Origin of the sequence: Arthrobacter sp. EM1, assembly GCF_029964055.1 — a bacterium.
Taxonomy (GTDB): Bacteria; Actinomycetota; Actinomycetes; order Actinomycetales; family Micrococcaceae; genus Arthrobacter.
Genome location: NZ_CP124836.1, coordinates 286,734 through 301,379, shown reverse-complemented (window position 1 = coordinate 301,379; position 14,646 = coordinate 286,734). Strand labels below are relative to the sequence as shown.

14 protein-coding genes and 1 tRNA gene are annotated in these 14,646 nt (G+C 64.7%); 8 read left to right on the top strand and 7 right to left on the bottom strand.

Annotated features, from left to right (window positions below):
* Positions 1-11 precede the first annotated feature (11 nt).
* On the bottom strand, positions 12-893 hold the full coding sequence (locus tag QI450_RS01405; protein ID WP_226776328.1) for a flagellin: 882 nt from the start codon (positions 891-893) through the stop codon (positions 12-14).
* 231 nt (positions 894-1,124) lie between these two features.
* On the opposite strand from QI450_RS01405, the gene QI450_RS01400 reads away from it, so the two are divergent.
* From QI450_RS01400 to QI450_RS01385, 4 genes are read left to right on the top strand one after another with little or no spacing between them, the layout of a single operon-like run.
* The gene (locus QI450_RS01400; protein WP_309485716.1) at positions 1,125-1,655 is read left to right on the top strand and encodes a flagellar protein FlgN; all 531 of its coding nucleotides are present in this window, start codon (positions 1,125-1,127) and stop codon (positions 1,653-1,655) included.
* 10 nt (positions 1,656-1,665) lie between these two features.
* Positions 1,666-3,075 (top strand): flagellar hook-associated protein FlgK, encoded by a 1,410-nt coding sequence (gene flgK / locus QI450_RS01395; protein WP_226776327.1) that lies wholly within the window; start codon positions 1,666-1,668, stop codon positions 3,073-3,075.
* 4 nt (positions 3,076-3,079) lie between these two features.
* Positions 3,080-3,970 (top strand): flagellar hook-associated protein FlgL, encoded by an 891-nt coding sequence (gene flgL, locus QI450_RS01390; protein WP_226776326.1) that lies wholly within the window; start codon positions 3,080-3,082, stop codon positions 3,968-3,970.
* Positions 3,967-4,359, top strand: a complete 393-nt coding sequence (locus QI450_RS01385; RefSeq protein ID WP_282468080.1) for a flagellar assembly protein FliW — start codon at positions 3,967-3,969, stop codon at positions 4,357-4,359. Before flgL ends, QI450_RS01385 begins: the two co-directional genes overlap by 4 nt.
* Positions 4,360-4,381: 22 nt before the next feature.
* Here QI450_RS01385 and QI450_RS01380 read toward each other — a convergent pair whose 3' ends face one another.
* From QI450_RS01380 to QI450_RS01360, 5 genes are all read right to left on the bottom strand, one after another.
* Entirely contained in the window at positions 4,382-4,927 is a 546-nt protein-coding gene (locus QI450_RS01380) for a hypothetical protein (RefSeq protein WP_226776324.1), read from the bottom strand.
* Positions 4,928-5,171: 244 nt separating this feature from the next.
* Positions 5,172-5,474: a DUF4193 domain-containing protein gene (locus QI450_RS01375; protein WP_226776323.1), complete on the bottom strand. Its 303-nt coding sequence runs from the start codon at positions 5,472-5,474 to the stop codon at positions 5,172-5,174.
* A 200-nt stretch (positions 5,475-5,674) separates the two neighbouring features.
* Positions 5,675-6,163 carry a GyrI-like domain-containing protein gene (locus QI450_RS01370; protein WP_226776322.1) on the bottom strand — a complete coding sequence of 163 codons (489 nt, stop codon included), beginning with the start codon at positions 6,161-6,163 and terminating at the stop codon, positions 5,675-5,677.
* A gap of 189 nt (positions 6,164-6,352) precedes the next feature.
* A tRNA-Thr gene (locus QI450_RS01365) sits at positions 6,353-6,426 on the bottom strand.
* Positions 6,427-6,580: 154 nt separating this feature from the next.
* The gene (locus QI450_RS01360) at positions 6,581-7,471 is read right to left on the bottom strand and encodes a DsbA family protein (RefSeq protein WP_226776321.1); all 891 of its coding nucleotides are present in this window, start codon (positions 7,469-7,471) and stop codon (positions 6,581-6,583) included.
* A gap of 274 nt (positions 7,472-7,745) precedes the next feature.
* Between QI450_RS01360 and QI450_RS01355 the strand changes: the two genes are divergently transcribed.
* From QI450_RS01355 to QI450_RS01340, 4 genes are all read left to right on the top strand, one after another.
* Positions 7,746-9,155: a trehalose-6-phosphate synthase gene (locus QI450_RS01355; RefSeq protein ID WP_226776453.1), complete on the top strand. Its 1,410-nt coding sequence runs from the start codon at positions 7,746-7,748 to the stop codon at positions 9,153-9,155.
* Complete coding sequence (gene otsB, locus QI450_RS01350; protein WP_226776320.1) at positions 9,145-9,957, top strand: trehalose-phosphatase; 813 nt, start codon at positions 9,145-9,147, stop codon at positions 9,955-9,957. The genes QI450_RS01355 and otsB overlap by 11 nt, the downstream gene beginning before the upstream one ends.
* Positions 9,958-10,214: 257 nt before the next feature.
* A complete protein-coding gene (gene ugpC, locus QI450_RS01345) occupies positions 10,215-11,297 on the top strand; it encodes a sn-glycerol-3-phosphate ABC transporter ATP-binding protein UgpC (RefSeq protein ID WP_282468079.1) in 1,083 nt (360 codons plus the stop codon).
* Positions 11,298-11,536: 239 nt separating this feature from the next.
* A complete protein-coding gene (locus tag QI450_RS01340) occupies positions 11,537-12,952 on the top strand; it encodes a DUF4032 domain-containing protein (protein WP_226776318.1) in 1,416 nt (471 codons plus the stop codon).
* 107 nt (positions 12,953-13,059) lie between these two features.
* Here the strand turns inward: QI450_RS01340 and QI450_RS01335 are convergent, their stop codons facing one another.
* A complete protein-coding gene (locus QI450_RS01335; RefSeq protein WP_226776317.1) occupies positions 13,060-14,424 on the bottom strand; it encodes an FAD-linked oxidase C-terminal domain-containing protein in 1,365 nt (454 codons plus the stop codon).
* Between the last annotated feature and the right edge of the window lie 222 nt (positions 14,425-14,646).

The window sequence follows — 14,646 nt, the reverse complement described above, 5'->3', positions numbered from 1 at the left end:
CCGGATCCGGCCTAGCGCAGGAGTGAAAGAACACCCTGGCTGGACTGGTTTGCCTGGGCCAGCATTGCGGTGCCGGCCTGGGACAGGATGTTGGCCTTGGTGAACTTGACCATTTCCTGAGCCATGTCGACGTCGGCGATGCGGGACTGAGCGGCCTGCAGGTTCTCACCGGCAACGTTCAGCGACTTTACGGTGTGCTCCAGACGGTTCTGAGCAGCACCGAGGTCTGCGCGCTGTGCCGAGATCGCCTTGATGGCGGTGTCGATCTTCCCGATCGTAGTCTGCGCGTTAGCCGCCGTGTCGACCACGAAGTCGGTGGCGCCGGTACCGGCAGCGTCGGACAGGGCGCCGGTGGCTGTTGCCACGTCGCCCACCTTGACCTTGATAGTGTCCACACCGGTCGTGCCACCGGTGCCGACCTGGATTTCCAGGGAACCCGGGGTTGACGTCGCGGTGACGCCCGCGCCGGTAGCTCCCTTGAGCAGGTCGATGCCGTTGAAGTTGGTGGCTTTCGTGATGCGGTCGAGTTCCTGGCCGAGTGAGTTGCCCTCAGCCTTGATCGCGTCACGGGCTGCCGTGTTGTTAGTGTCGTTGGAACCCTGGACAGCAAGGTCGCGCATACGCTGCAGGATGGAGTGAACCTCGGTCAGGGCGCCTTCAGTTGTCTGGATGACGGAGATGCCGTCCTGGGCGTTGCGGGCGGCCTGGGCCGAGCCGGTGACCTGCGCCTTAAGGCCTTCGGAGATTGAAAGGCCTGCTGCGTCATCGCCGGCGCGGTTGATGCGCAGGCCGGTGGACAGCTTCTCCAAGGACTTGGAAAGGTCGTTCTGGGTGGAGTTGAGGTTGCGGTAAGAGTTGTTTGCCGCGAGGTTGTTGTTGATAACAAAGCCCATGATGTTTCCTCCGTGAGTGGGACTGTAAGCGATGGCCCATCCGTGGGCCTTCAGGAGTAGTTATCGCCCTTTCGGAGGACGACGTAAGCAAAAATGCGAAATTCTTTTTCGAACGGCTTTCCCCCGCCCTTCCGAAAGTAATCAGCCTTCTTCCCGCTAACGGATCCCACTCCCCGGCCGATAGTTTCTACGAACCCTGCTGATGGCTGCAGCCGACTCCTTATGTACTGCATGCCCGGCACCACCGCATTAGTCACCGACAAGGGAGCCGTCCGGACCATGGCAATCCACGAACTTTCAGCCTTGCTGTGGCGGGAGCGTGAGCTCCTGGACGTTCTCACTTTCAAGCTAGAGGAAGAGCAGCTGCTGCTCACCTCGGGCAAGTCCCGCTGGCTGCCCCACGGCACCAAGGAAGTTGAACAGGTCCTGGGGCACCTCTCGCAGGCGAGCTTGGCGCGGACCATCGAGGCCGCCGTCGTCGCCGAAACGTGGGGACTTCCCACCGATGCTTCCCTCGCGGAACTGGCCGCCGCCGCCCCGGAAGGCGCCTGGGCCGAGATCCTCACCGCGCACCTGGCCGCGTTGACCCGCCAGACTGCCCTAATCAAGGAACTGCGCGACTCCAACGAGCAGTACCTGCGCACCGCCGTCCGCTCCACCCAAGAGTCGCTGGCTGACCTGCGTCCGGCAGCCGGCACCTACGACGCGCACGGCAAGACCGGCGAAACCGCCGCCTCCCGCATCTTCGACAAGCAATTCTAAGGAAGCGACCTTGAGCACTTTCGGCGCCCTGAACACCGCCTACCGTGGACTGACCGCAGCCCAGCAGGGCATGAACGTGGCCGGGCAGAACATCGCCAACGCCGCTACCGAGGGGTACACCCGGCAGCGCGTCGAGCAGTCGTCGCTCGCGGCGCCCGCTCGCGGCCTCTTCAGCGGTGGCCTCCTGCAGGCCGGCCAGGGCGTGTCGGTGGACGCGATCGCACGGCTCGGCAACAGTTTCCTCGACGGCGGAGTCCGCTCCACTGCCGCCCAGGCCGGCTACGCCAGTGTCCGTTCCGCCGCCCTGCAGGGCATCGAGGGCGTCCTTCAGGAACCCGGCGAAGACGGCATCTCCACGGCACTGCAGGGCTTCTGGTCCGCTTGGCAGGGCGCCGCCAACCAGCCCGACAAAGACGGCCCCAAGGCGCTGCTGCTGAACGCCGCCAACTCCGTGACGGACAAGATCTCCTCCGGATACAAGGCCCTCGACTCGCAATGGAGCAGTGTCCGCGGCCAGGCCCAGGACGCGGTGACTGCCGTCAACGCGGCAGCCGCCCAGGTTGCCTCCTACAACACAACCATCCGCTCCACCCTTGCCGCCGGCGGATCGGCAAACGAACTGATCGACGCCCGGGCCAAGCTCACGGACCAGATCGCCGGCCTCGCAGGCGGCACCGTCCGCGAGCAAGCCGACGGCACCGTGGATGTTCTCGTCGGCGGCAACGCCCTCGTGACGGGCAGCTCAGTGCGGACCCTGCAGCTGGCCGGCGCAACGGCCATGGCTAGCGCCGCCACCGACGCGCCTCGCATTGAGTGGACCAGCCCCGGCGGCACGGCAGCGCTCGACGGCGGCGAACTCGCCGGCGCCCTCTCCGTACTGGCACCGGCAGACAAGGGCGGGGCAATCGCCCAAGCCGCGGCGTCCTACAACGGCTTCGCTACCGCCCTCGCCACGGCAGTAAACACCGTCCACAAGTCCGGTGTCACTGGGGCCGGCACCACAAACGTCGACTTCTTCACGACCACCGGCTCTGACCCCGCTGCACTGAGCATCTCCGGCCCCGCCAACATCGGCAACATCGCGCTGAAAGCCTCTGCGGGCGGCGCCTTGGACACCAGCATTGCGGACACGATCTCGCAGCTCGGCACTGGTAACGGCTCGCCGGACAAGATCTGGTCGGGCATCGTCACGAACATCGGAGTGCAGTCCCGGGGAGCCCAGCAGCACGAAGCGCTCACCACGGCCGCCCAAATCTCGGCCATCACGGAGCGGGCCTCCCAAGCCTCCGTCAGCCTGGACGAGGAAAACGTCAGCCTGCTCACCAACCAGCACGCCTATCAGGCCGCGGCCCGAGTGATGACCGCCGTCGACGAGGCCCTTGACGTCCTGATCAACCGCACCGGACTGGTAGGAAGGTAGACCCATGCTGAACCGCGTCACGAACCTGACCATGAGCGCCAACGCCCAGCGGACGCTGCAGACCCAGCAGTCCAGGCTGGCCGAACTGCAGGAAAAGGCGACCACACTCAACAAGATCTCGCGTCCTTCGGACGATCCCGCCGCTACTGCCAAGGCGCTGGAGACCCGGTCCCTGCTCGCGGCCAACGCCCAGTACGGCCGGAACATCGACGACGGCAACACCTGGCTCACCGCGGCGGATTCCGCGCTCGAACAAGCCACGAACGTGATGCACAAGATCAAGGACCTCACCGTCCTTGCCGGCAACGGATCGCTGCCGCAGTCCGGCAAGATCGCCATCGCCAACGAGCTGGATGCCCTGAACAGCGAACTCGTTTCGATCGCCAACACCAAGCACCTGGGCCGGAACATCTTTGCCGGGAACTCGGATAACCCTGAAGCCTTCAGCGGCCCCGTGCCACCCACCTTCAACGGCACCGGCCTCAGCCCGGTCGAACGCCGCTTCAGCGCGACCCAGACTGTCCGGGTGGACGCCGACGGCGAGGCGGTCTTTGGCACCGGCTCCACCTCCGTCTTCGGGGCCGTCAAGTCCATCGCTGATGCGCTGAAGGGCGGAACGGCCCCCACGTCGCTGCAGATCGGCAACCTGGATGCTGGTTTTACTCACATCGTCGATGGACGTGCTGAGATAGGAACACGGCAGGCACAGCTGGAACGTGCCGGCAACGTCAATACGGATTTGGAGGCCAACTTGGACGCGCAGAAGATGGGCATAGAAAAACTGGACCTTGGCAGCGTCATCATGGACCTGAAACTTCAGGAGACCAACTACCAGGTGGCCCTGGCCGCGACGGCACGGGTCCTTCAGCCCACGCTGATGGACTTTCTCCGGTGAGTACCGCGGTGCTGAACACGCCAGTCTCATTCACGGTCCCGATGCCAGGACTTGAAGACGCTCATGACTTCACCCTCCGGAGCGTTGAAGGGGCAACCGGACTGTACGCCTTGGAAGCGACCTCCGGTACATCTGCGCGGCTGTTCCTCGCCGACGCCGCAGTCTTCGTGCCCACCTACAACCCGCCGGTCACGGCCGCCACGCGCCAGGCACTGGAGCTTGTGGAGGAGGACGCGCCCCAGATACTGGTCGTCCTGAATCACTCCCCCGCCGCAACCACAGTGAACCTTATGGCTCCGATCGTGTTGAACCCGGCCACCCGCCGCTGCACCCAGCTGGTCCTGGACGGCCGCGACTACCCGCTCCGGGCGGATCTCAATTCGCTCTGACTCGACCCGGGCGGAAGTGCCCTCACCAGAAATGGGCGACGTCGATTACCAGCCGTGAGCCGGCGTCGGGTCCGGCGAGGGCGAAGACGCGGAACGGCAACCGGGCCCGGACCCCGAGGCCGAGGCTCGAATACCCTTCGAAGCTGCCGGCCCACGCGATCTGTTTGAACGTCTGGTAGCCGCTGACGTTGCTGAGCTCGGCCGGATCTGCCGGGGTGTAGGTTGAGTTGCCGCTGTCGTCGTACGCCGGAGCGTTCACCGTGACCTGAAGGAACGCCTGGCCCCGCAGCGGGACGGGGAGGCCGGAGCCGTCGCGGACCACTTGCGGAACGTAGTGCACGGTATACCCGCCGACTGGCCCGTTGAGGTCGATGACCAGCCGGTCGAAGCAGTAGTGCTGCCCGGTGCGGACGTTGTTCACCTTCGCCTGGCTCATCGCAGGATCCGCTTTTATCAGCGATCCCCACACCAGTCCGCAGTATGGATCTGCCGAGGCCGGACCGGGCGCTACCAGCCCCGATCCAATCGCCACCACAATAGCCAACAGCAACACCCGGAATGTTTTCACTCGGCCGCCCCCTCAGGAGATGAGATAACTCCAGAATAGGAGCCTTTGGCAGCCAAAACGAGGGCCCAGCTGTTTCGGCGCCCAACCGTTAGCTTGCCCCGGTCCCGGTCACAGGAGCGTTGCACCGCAGTGGACCCTCTGCCGCCGGCGATACCCGCCGGGAACAGCGAAGCGCCGGGCCCCCATCGGGATCCGGCGCTTGGCGGTGACTGGTATGAAGTGGTGATTCGCGGCGGAAGGTCCCCTATCCTTCGCAATCGCGGCAGAACTTCAGACCGTTCTTTTCCTTGGCCACCTGGGACCGGTGACGCACCAGGAAACAGGACGAGCAGGTAAATTCGTCCGACTGCTCGGGGACAACTGTAACTGTCAACTCTTCGCCGGACAGGTCAGCGCCGGGAAGATCGATGCCTTCGGCCGTGTCGTTCTCGTCGAGATCGATGACAGCCGTCTGGGCGCCACCGCTGCGGGACGCCTGAAGGGCCTCCAGCGATTCAGCGGGAGTTTCTTCTTCTGTCTTGCGGGGTGCGTCGTAATCGGTAGCCATTTGGGGGTTCACTTTCGTTGCTGCGCAGCGCCATCTCAGGCACCTCAGTGAAGCAGTTTAGGACATTATGCACGCAGTGGAACAATAGTGTGGCGAATCCGACATTTTGCGTCGCGTCGCTCCGCGGAGGGGAGGGCGCGGGCCCGCCAGAAGCGCTGACAGGCCGGCGGCGCCGGCCGCCGCCCGCGGTCGGCTGTCCCTCAGGCGACCGGCCAGACGACGAGCGTCTTCCACTTGGACGAGTCGGGTTCCGCGGCCGGGTCGGTGAGATAGGACTCCCACATGGCTCCTCCGGGGGTGAGGCCCTCGGCCTGCATCTTTGACATGATCAGCCCATACGTGTCCGGGAGAGTGTCGTAGGGGCCCATGTGGGTCGCCTCCAGGGCATGGCCCGCGGGCAGTGTCCCCGCCGTCACTTCGCCGCCCGCAACACCGGGAAAAGGTGCTGCGACGGGAAATCCGGCCTCGACGTCGACGACGTCGGTCGGCGTCCCCCGGTACATCGCGAACGGCGGTCCGGCCAGCTGGACGTTTTGCTGCTGGACGGCACTCAGTACGGCGCTGAAGGCGCGGTCGAAGAACGCCGTCAACTCCTTCATGGGAACGGTTTCGCGCAGCACGGCGGTCGGCAGTGCCTCCAACTGGGTGGACCTGATGTCCGGCGTCAATTCCGGATTCGTTTCTGTCATACGCCAAGATTCCGCCGGCCGGTTTCCGGGGTCTAGGGCCTTATGTCCCCCTGCCGCGCGTCAGCGGACCGCGTGATGGGCCCGACGCCGGTTGCCTGGCTGTGGTGGGTTTGGGGGTTGGCGGCCGGGGTTAAAACAGAAACCGCACCGCCGACGGGGTGGGACCCGGCAGCGGCGCGGTTTTTCGCGGGCCCCCTGTCGGATTCGAACCGACGACCCCCGCTTTACAAGAGCGGTGCTCTGGCCAACTGAGCTAAGGAGGCATTCCGTCGCGCCGTCCGGCACCGGGCCACGAAGCGGGGCCAGGCGCCATGGCGCTAGATAAGGTTAGCCCACGTAGGCCCGGTGATAAAAACAGGCCCGGTTCCGGACGAATCCGGAACCGGGCCTGGCAATTTGTGCCGGCGTTGCTGCCGCCTACTTTTTGGCGTCGACGGCGGCCTGGACGAACTGATCGAACGGGCTCTTGGCGCTGTCGCCCTGGCCCCACTGCTTGCCGTCCACAAAGACCGTCGGCGTACCGGTCACGCCGACCGCTGTTGCCTGCTGGGTGGTGTATTTGACCCAGGGCCGGTAGGTCTTCGCATCGACGCAGGCGTCGATGCTCTTGGCCCCGGCCTCGGTCGCCATTTTCTTCAAGTCAGCGTCGGAGATTCCGGCACTGCCTTCAGCGGGCTGCTTCGCAAAGAGCGCATCAACGAATTCCGCATACTTCTCCGGCGACTCGTTCACAACGCAGGCTGCGGCATTGGCTGCGCGGGAGGAGTAATTCGTGGTGGATCGGCTGTCGAGAAAGCCCAGCGGGCGGTATTCGACGGCGATCTTTCCCTCATTGCGAAGGCTCGTGAGTGTTTCGTTGTACTTCGCCTCAAAGTCCTTGCACACCGGGCAGATGAAGTCGATGTAGAGGACCACCTTGACCGGTTTACCTGCCTCTGCTTCGGCACCGGGCGCGGTCACCTGGGCCGGCGGAGTTGAGGGGGCGGAAGGGAGATCGGCCACCCGTACGGTCGCGGGGTCGGATTTGACCACCTCGGAGTTTGCCAGCAGGGTGACACCGCCGTACACGTTGCCGTTGGCGGGGGTGGGCCCCTCGTCCGCGACCGGGGCATTCTTCTGAATGTTCGAGGTAACCACCAGGGCCACCACCACAATGATCGCCACGACGGCGGCTACGATGCCCCAGCCGATCAGCAACTTGTTGCGCTTTTCTCTCTTCAGCTGTGCCTCGCGGATTTCACGGGCCTTTTCGCGGGCCGCAGCAGTTCGCTCTGATTTGGACTGGCGGGGTTCGTTGGCGGGGCTCATCAGTTCCTCGGGTCGTTCGGCCGGTGTTATCCGCTGGGTGGCAATTCATCATTTTAGGGGAGAAGTCTGAGAAGTTGCGCTTTCAACTTTCTTCCGGGTTTTCCAACGGGCGAATAGCACAGAAGATTCCGCCCAGCTAGGGTGGACAGGAGCCGCGAGCGAATCCCAGGGGGCACCAATGCAGGCCAGCAAACACGGCGAATCGGATCCGAAGTCCGCCGGCGCAGCAGCGCACGGCACCAACGACACCGATCCGGACGCGCAATACGACTTTATGGTGGTCTCCAACCGCCTGCCGGTCGACCGCTGCTCCCCGGAGGAGGCGGGCTGCGAGGACGGCTGGCGCCGCTCCCCCGGTGGCCTGGTCACAGCACTGGCCCCGATGATGACCAAGACCGACGGGGCGTGGGTCGGCTGGCATGGTGCCCCGGATGAGTCCGTTCCGCCCTTCAGCCACGGCGGCATCGACCTGGTTCCGGTCCAGCTGAGCACGCAAGACATCGAGTACTTCTACGAGGGCTTCTCTAATTCCACCCTCTGGCCGCTCTACCACGACGTGATCGCCCCGCCGGAGTTTCACCGGACCTGGTGGGACTCCTACCGCAAGGTGAACCGCCGGTTCGCCGACGCCGTCATCCACCATGCCAACCCCGGAGCCACAGTCTGGGTCCAGGACTATCAGCTGCAGCTCGTCCCGAAGATGCTGCGCGAGGCACGTCCGGACCTGAAGATCGGATTTTTCAACCACATTCCCTTCCCTCCCCCGGAGATCTTCGCCCAGCTGCCGTGGCGCCGTGCCATCATCGACGGGCTGCTCGGCGCCGACCTGGTCGGTTTCCAACGCAGCAGCGACGCCGGCAACTTTATGCGCTCCGCCCGCCGCTTCCTCGGCGCCAGCGTCAAACAGCAGCAGGTCCACGTCAAGGGCAGCGACGGCGAGACCACCCACATCGCCCGCGCCCAGGCCTTCCCTATCTCGATTGACGTAAAACAAATCAGCGAGCTCGCCCGGAATCCCGAAATCATCGAGCGCGCGCGGCAAATCCGCCAAGACCTCGGCAACCCGAAAACGATCCTGCTCGGCGTCGACCGCCTCGATTACACCAAAGGCATCAGGCACCGGCTCAAGGCCTACGAGGAACTCCTGGCGGACGGTGAGGTCTCGGTGGAGGACGCCGCCCTGATCCAGGTCGCCAGCCCCAGCCGGGAACGGGTGGAGCAGTACCGCCTGCTGCGCGAAGAAGTCGAAGGCACCGTCGGGCACATTAACGGCACCTATGACACCCTGCAAAACACCGCCGTCCGCTACCTGCACCACAACTACCCCATCGAGGAGATGGTGGCGCTGTACCTGGCCGCAGACGTTATGCTCGTCACCGCCCTGCGGGACGGTATGAACCTCGTCGCCAAGGAATACGTCACCGCCCGGACCAACAATGACGGAGCCCTGGTGCTCAGCGAGTTTGCCGGCGCCGCGGACCAGCTCAAACAAGCACTGCTGATGAATCCGCACGACATTGATGGTCTCAAGGAGACCATCATGAAGGCAGTCCGTATGCAGCCCACGGAAGCCGCGCGCCGGATGCGCTCGATGCGCAAACAGATCCTTGACCACGACGTTGACCTCTGGTCCTCAGATTTCCTGCGCGCCCTCGAAGAAAAGGTCATCCGAGATGACAGCTGAGCACTCCCCCGGGCCAGCCCCGCTGACGCTCTCACCGGACCTGCTCGCGGCACTGCGCCGCGTGGCCGGCACCGAACACCTGCTCGTCGCAATGGATTTTGACGGCACCATGGCACCCCTCGTCGACAGAGCGGGGGACGCCCGTGCCCTCCCCCGCTCGGCGGCGGCGTTTGCCGCCCTCGCCGAACTGCCGCGGACGACGACTGCCCTCGTCTCCGGGCGCGCCCTGGGCAGCCTCCGCGCGGTCGCCTTTCCCCCGGCGAAGACCCTGCTGATCGGCAGCCACGGGGCCGAGGCCTGGCTGGGACCGGGGTCTGCGCCGCTGGAACTCGATGACGCCCGCCGCAAGCTTCTCGCCGATATCAGGCAGGAACTCGAAGGCATCGTCGAGGCCGCCCCCGGCACCCTGCTCGAGGACAAACCGGCTGGCGTTGTGCTGCACACCCGGCTTGCCGCCGACGACGTCGCCGAGGACGCCATCGCGGCGGCCCGCGCCGTCCTGCAGGACAAACCCGGGGTATTCCTGAAGACCGGCAACCGCGTGCTGGAAACGTCCGTGGTCCATGCCTCGAAGGGAGAGGGAGTCGCCTTCCTGCGCCAGGCGACGGATGCTACCGCCACGATTTTCGCCGGCGACGACACCACCGACGAGGACGCCCTGGCCAGCCTGCTGCCGGGGGATCTCGGTGTGAAGGTGGGCCTGGACTTCACCCAAGCCGAGTTCCGGGTCGAGGCTTGCGCTTATGTCTCCGAGCTGCTGGAAGCCTTGCTGCGGGAACGTAAGCGCGCCCTCGGGCTGTGAATACTAGCCCATCACGGGAACCATGCAGGCTGAATCACGTGTGACATCTACGACATTTTGACCTATTTACCAATTATCTGACATACTCTGGTTGTGATGTGGCGCACAAGTAACGTGCGGCGTCATTGGATACTCCTCGGCTTCGGCCGGGGAGTATGCGCACGATCAGGTGCCAACAACTGAATACATAACTGAAAAATAAGACCATTCACTACGGATCGTCCGGCACGTACCTGCCGGTGAAGGGATTGATAACTGTGGCTACAGTTACTTTTGACAACGCAACACGTGTGTACCCGGGCACGGACAAGCCCGCAGTTGACAAGCTCAACATTGAAATCGCCGATGGCGAATTCCTGGTCCTCGTTGGACCCTCCGGCTGTGGCAAGTCGACCTCCCTGCGGATGCTCGCAGGTCTCGAGGACGTCAACGCCGGCCGGATCCTGATTGGTGACCGCGATGTCACCGACGTTCCCCCGAAGGACCGCGACATCGCCATGGTCTTCCAGAACTACGCCCTGTACCCGCACATGACGGTCGCGGACAACATGGGCTTCGCGCTGAAGATCGCCGGCGTCAGCAAGGAAGAGCGTGCCGAACGCGTCCGTGAAGCTGCCAAGCTGCTGGATCTCGAGCCGTACCTGGACCGCAAGCCGAAGGCACTCTCCGGTGGCCAGCGCCAGCGTGTTGCCATGGGTCGTGCCATCGTCCGCAACCCGCAGGTGTTCCTTATGGACGAGCCGCTGTCCAACCTTGACGCCAAGCTCCGGGTCCAAACCCGCACGCAGATCGCGTCCCTGACCCGCCGGCTGGGTGTCACCACGGTCTATGTGACCCACGACCAGGTCGAGGCCATGACCATGGGCGACCGCGTTGCCGTCTTGAAGGACGGCCTGCTGATGCAGGTCGACACCCCGCGCAACCTCTACGACAAGCCGAAGAACGTTTTTGTGGCCGGCTTTATCGGCTCTCCCGCAATGAACCTGCTCGAGCTTCCCGTGGTCGACGGCGGCGTGCAGTTCGGCGGCACCGTGTACCCGGTACCGCGCGACGTCCTCGAAGGAGCCCACGGCAAGACCGTGACCCTCGGCAGCCGTCCGGAAGACCTCGAAACCGTCGCCGCCGGCGAGGGCCTGCAGGTTGAGGTCGACGTCGTCGAAGAGCTCGGAGCCGACGCCTACGTCTACGGCCACGCAAAGCTCGACGGTCAGAGCTACGACATGGTGGCCCGCGTCGACGGCCGCCGCCCGCCGATGAAGGGCGAAACCATCTACGTCCGTCCGCAGTCCGGCCATGTGCACCTGTTCGACACCAAGACGGGCCTGCGCCTGGGCGACTAGTCCCCACCGGCACCCTAGCCTCGCTTCGCTTCGGCCAGGGAACCCTGCCGGCGTGGGCCCACCCACCGGCACCCTAGCCTCGCTTCGCTTCGGCCAGGGAACCCTGCCGGCGTGGGCCCACCCACCGGCACCGCATGTCCGACGGCGGTCCTCCCTACTGGAGGGCCGCCGTCGGGCGTTAACCTAGCAGCTACGCCCCTTCGTTAGGGTAGGCGCCCTCAGTACGGAAGAATTGGGTTATGACCGAGGAATACCGAAGCACCGAGGAAAACGGTGCCCAGTGGCACAACGAACCTACCGATTACGGGCAGGTCGGCAAGCTGCCCCGGTTTGAAGCCGCCAGCGCCAATGACAGCAAGGGCGCCGTGGCCTCAAGTTCGCTGAGCATCACCGCCGCGGCCACCGAACCGGAGCTACTGGACCTGCCATGGCACATCGCGCTGGAGGATTGGCCGGCCGAATACCTCGCCGCGCTCCCCCGCGGCATTTCCCGCCATATTGTCCGCTTCGCCCACCTTGGCGGGTCTGTGATCGCCATCAAGGAAACGTCGGAGCACGTGGCCCGCCACGAGTACCACATGCTCCGCAAGCTCGCCCGGCTGGACGTCCCCTGTGTGGAACCAGTCGCCGTTATCACCGGCCGCACCACTCCCGAGGGCCGGCCGCTGAACCCGGTGCTGGTCACCCGGCACCTGAAGTTCTCCATGCCGTACCGCGCCCTCTTCTCCCAGATGCTCCGCAAGGACACACTCACCCGCCTCATCGACGCCCAGGCGTTGCTGCTGGTCCGGCTGCACCTGATCGGGTTTTATTGGGGCGATGTCTCGCTCTCGAACACACTCTTCCGCCGCGATGCCGGCGCGTTCGCCGCCTACCTGGTGGACGCTGAGACCGGCGAGCTGTATCCGGATCTGTCCACCGGCCAGCGCGAATACGATCTGGAGATTGCCAGGGTCAACATCGCCGGTGAGCTGATGGATCTGCTCGACGGCGGCCTCATCGAGGAGAAGGTGGACCCGGTGGCCACGAGCGAGCTCATCATGGACAGCTACCGGCGCCTTTGGACCGAACTGACCGAGAAGGAATCGTTCGAAATCGGCGAACGCTGGCGGGTAGCTGCCCGCATCCGTAAGCTCAACGAGCTGGGGTTCGACGTCGAAGAATACGCGATCAAAACGACACAGAACGGTTCCACCATCCAGCTCCAGCCCAAGGTGGTCGACGCCGGACACCACCAGCGCCGGCTGCTGCGCTTGACCGGCCTGGACGCCCAGGAAAACCAGGCCCGGCGGCTCCTGAACGACATGGATTCCTTCCGCGCCGACAACAATCCCGGAATGGACGAGGAATACAGCGCGCACCTGTGGGTCAGCCAGATCTTCGAACCTATTGTCCGCTCCATCCCCCGGGACCTGTCCGGGAAGCTGGAGCCGGCCGAGGCAGTGCACGAGATCCTGGAGCACCGCTGGTACATGTCGGAGAAGGAGAACCGGTACATCCCGCTGGCTGAAGCCGTGCAGTCCTACATTGAGTCCGAACTCCGGCACCGCCGGGACGAAGCGGCCATTATGCTAAACCCGGACACGGAGCTGCTCAAGATACTGGAGATCGAAACGGAGGAATCCCGCTACGGCGCCGACGATTCCGAGGACTAACACCCGCCGTCCCACACCCAACTAGCTTGCAGTAAACGTCGTTTTCAGCGCTCAAAACGGCCTTAGCTGCTAGTCAGTTGGGCGGTACGCCTTGTGGCACGTATGTGCTAAATTGCCTTGCCCGGGTTCAGGATGCCGGCCGGGTCGAACAGCTCCTTGATCCTGCGTTGCAGTTCACGGACGGGCTCCTTCTGTTCCAGGCCCAGCCAACGCCGCTTGTACTGGCCGATCCCGTGTTCACCGGTAATGGTGCCGCCGATGGCAAGTGCCACCGTGATGGATTCATCCAGGGCCGCTCCGAGCCGCTTCATGGCGTCGGCGTTCACGGCCCCCTCCGCCCGCTCCACCCAGAAGGTGGGGTGCAGGTTGCCGTCGCCGGCGTGCGCCACCACCTTCAGCTTGACCCGGTGTGCCACCGCCATGGATTCCAGGGCTTCCACGTAGTCAACCAGCCGTGAGCGCGGGACGGCGACGTCCTCACCCACGCGGTATTCGTCGTCGACCTCCACTCCGCGGCTGTTGCGCCGCAAGTCCACCAGCTGCTCCGCCTCGGCGCTGGCTTCCATCGTCACGATGGCACCTCCGGAAGCGAGAACCGGCCGGATGGCGGCAGCTTCCGCCGTTGCGCCGAACCCGTCGGTCTGGATCAGCAGCAGGGACCGGCCCCGGGAGGAAAGGTCCGAGCCGTGGACCGCATCGAGCTGGGCCAGGGTTCCGCTGTCCAGCAGCTCCATAATGGCCGGCTGGATGCGTGCCTTACCCACGGCGAGGACACCCGCAGCGGCGCTGCGGAAGTCCGGATAGAAGGCGGCGATCGTGTGCACGTCCAGCGGGAGGTACTTGAGCCGGACGGTGATGCCAACAACAATTCCCAGCGTCCCCTCCGAGCCGACAAACAGCCCGGTCAGGTCGTAGCCGGCGACGCCCTTGAACGTCTGATGGCCGGTGTGGATGAGCGAGCCGTCCGCCAGCACAACGTCGAGCGCGAGCACGGAGTCACGCGTGACCCCGTATTTGGCGCAGCGCAGCCCGCCGGCGTTTGTGGCGACGTTGCCGCCGATTGTCGACATTTTGAAGCTGGCAGGGTCCGGCGCGTACATCAGCCCGTGGACTGCTGCCGCGGTGTTGAGGTCTGCGTTGATGACCCCGGGTTCGACGACGGCCGTCTCGTCGTCGGGATTAAGGTCCAGGATGCGGTTCATTTTTTCCAGGCTGAGCACGACGCAGCCCTTGGTGGCGTGCGCACCGCCGGAAACACCGGTCCCTGCGCCGCGGGCCACGAGCGGGATGCCGAGGGCGGCGCAAGCCCGGACGGCGTCCTGAACGTCTTCGACGGATTCGGCTCGAACGACGGCCAGCGGCAGCTGATATTCCAGCACGGGTCCCTGATCCACTGCATAGCCGGCCAACGTGGTGTCATCCAGGGCCACTTTGGCGCCCAAGGCAGAAGTGAGCTCGTCAATGATGCTCATGCGGTCTCCAGTTCGTCGATTCCAGCCTTCAGTCTAAGCCGCGGGTTCAGGCGACCCCGGGGGCCGGAGCGCACTGGCCAAAGTTCCGCCGGGTCGTCTCCACCCACCATTGATCTGCAAGCGCTTCCACACTTCGTCGTTCTGTGACTAAGGAACGTCACAATACCGGCGGGTACCGGGTCGGCGACGACCGAGTCAGAAAGATCCCACCCAGAGCGCAAA

What these genes read in the sequence shown, in the direction of transcription:
- QI450_RS01355 (WP_226776453.1), top strand. Translation starts at nt 7,746, where the DNA reads ATGGTGGTCTCCAACCGCCTGCCGGTCGACCGCTGCTCCCCGGAGGAG.
- QI450_RS01370 (WP_226776322.1), bottom strand. Translation starts at nt 6,163, where the DNA reads ATGACAGAAACGAATCCGGAATTGACGCCGGACATCAGGTCCACCCAG.
- otsB (WP_226776320.1), top strand. Translation starts at nt 9,145, where the DNA reads ATGACAGCTGAGCACTCCCCCGGGCCAGCCCCGCTGACGCTCTCACCG.
- QI450_RS01335 (WP_226776317.1), bottom strand. Translation starts at nt 14,424, where the DNA reads ATGAGCATCATTGACGAGCTCACTTCTGCCTTGGGCGCCAAAGTGGCC.
- QI450_RS01360 (WP_226776321.1), bottom strand. Translation starts at nt 7,471, where the DNA reads ATGAGCCCCGCCAACGAACCCCGCCAGTCCAAATCAGAGCGAACTGCT.
- QI450_RS01340 (WP_226776318.1), top strand. Translation starts at nt 11,537, where the DNA reads ATGACCGAGGAATACCGAAGCACCGAGGAAAACGGTGCCCAGTGGCAC.
- QI450_RS01405 (WP_226776328.1), bottom strand. Translation starts at nt 893, where the DNA reads ATGGGCTTTGTTATCAACAACAACCTCGCGGCAAACAACTCTTACCGC.
- QI450_RS01400 (WP_309485716.1), top strand. Translation starts at nt 1,125, where the DNA reads ATGCCCGGCACCACCGCATTAGTCACCGACAAGGGAGCCGTCCGGACC.
- flgL (WP_226776326.1), top strand. Translation starts at nt 3,080, where the DNA reads ATGCTGAACCGCGTCACGAACCTGACCATGAGCGCCAACGCCCAGCGG.
- QI450_RS01375 (WP_226776323.1), bottom strand. Translation starts at nt 5,474, where the DNA reads ATGGCTACCGATTACGACGCACCCCGCAAGACAGAAGAAGAAACTCCC.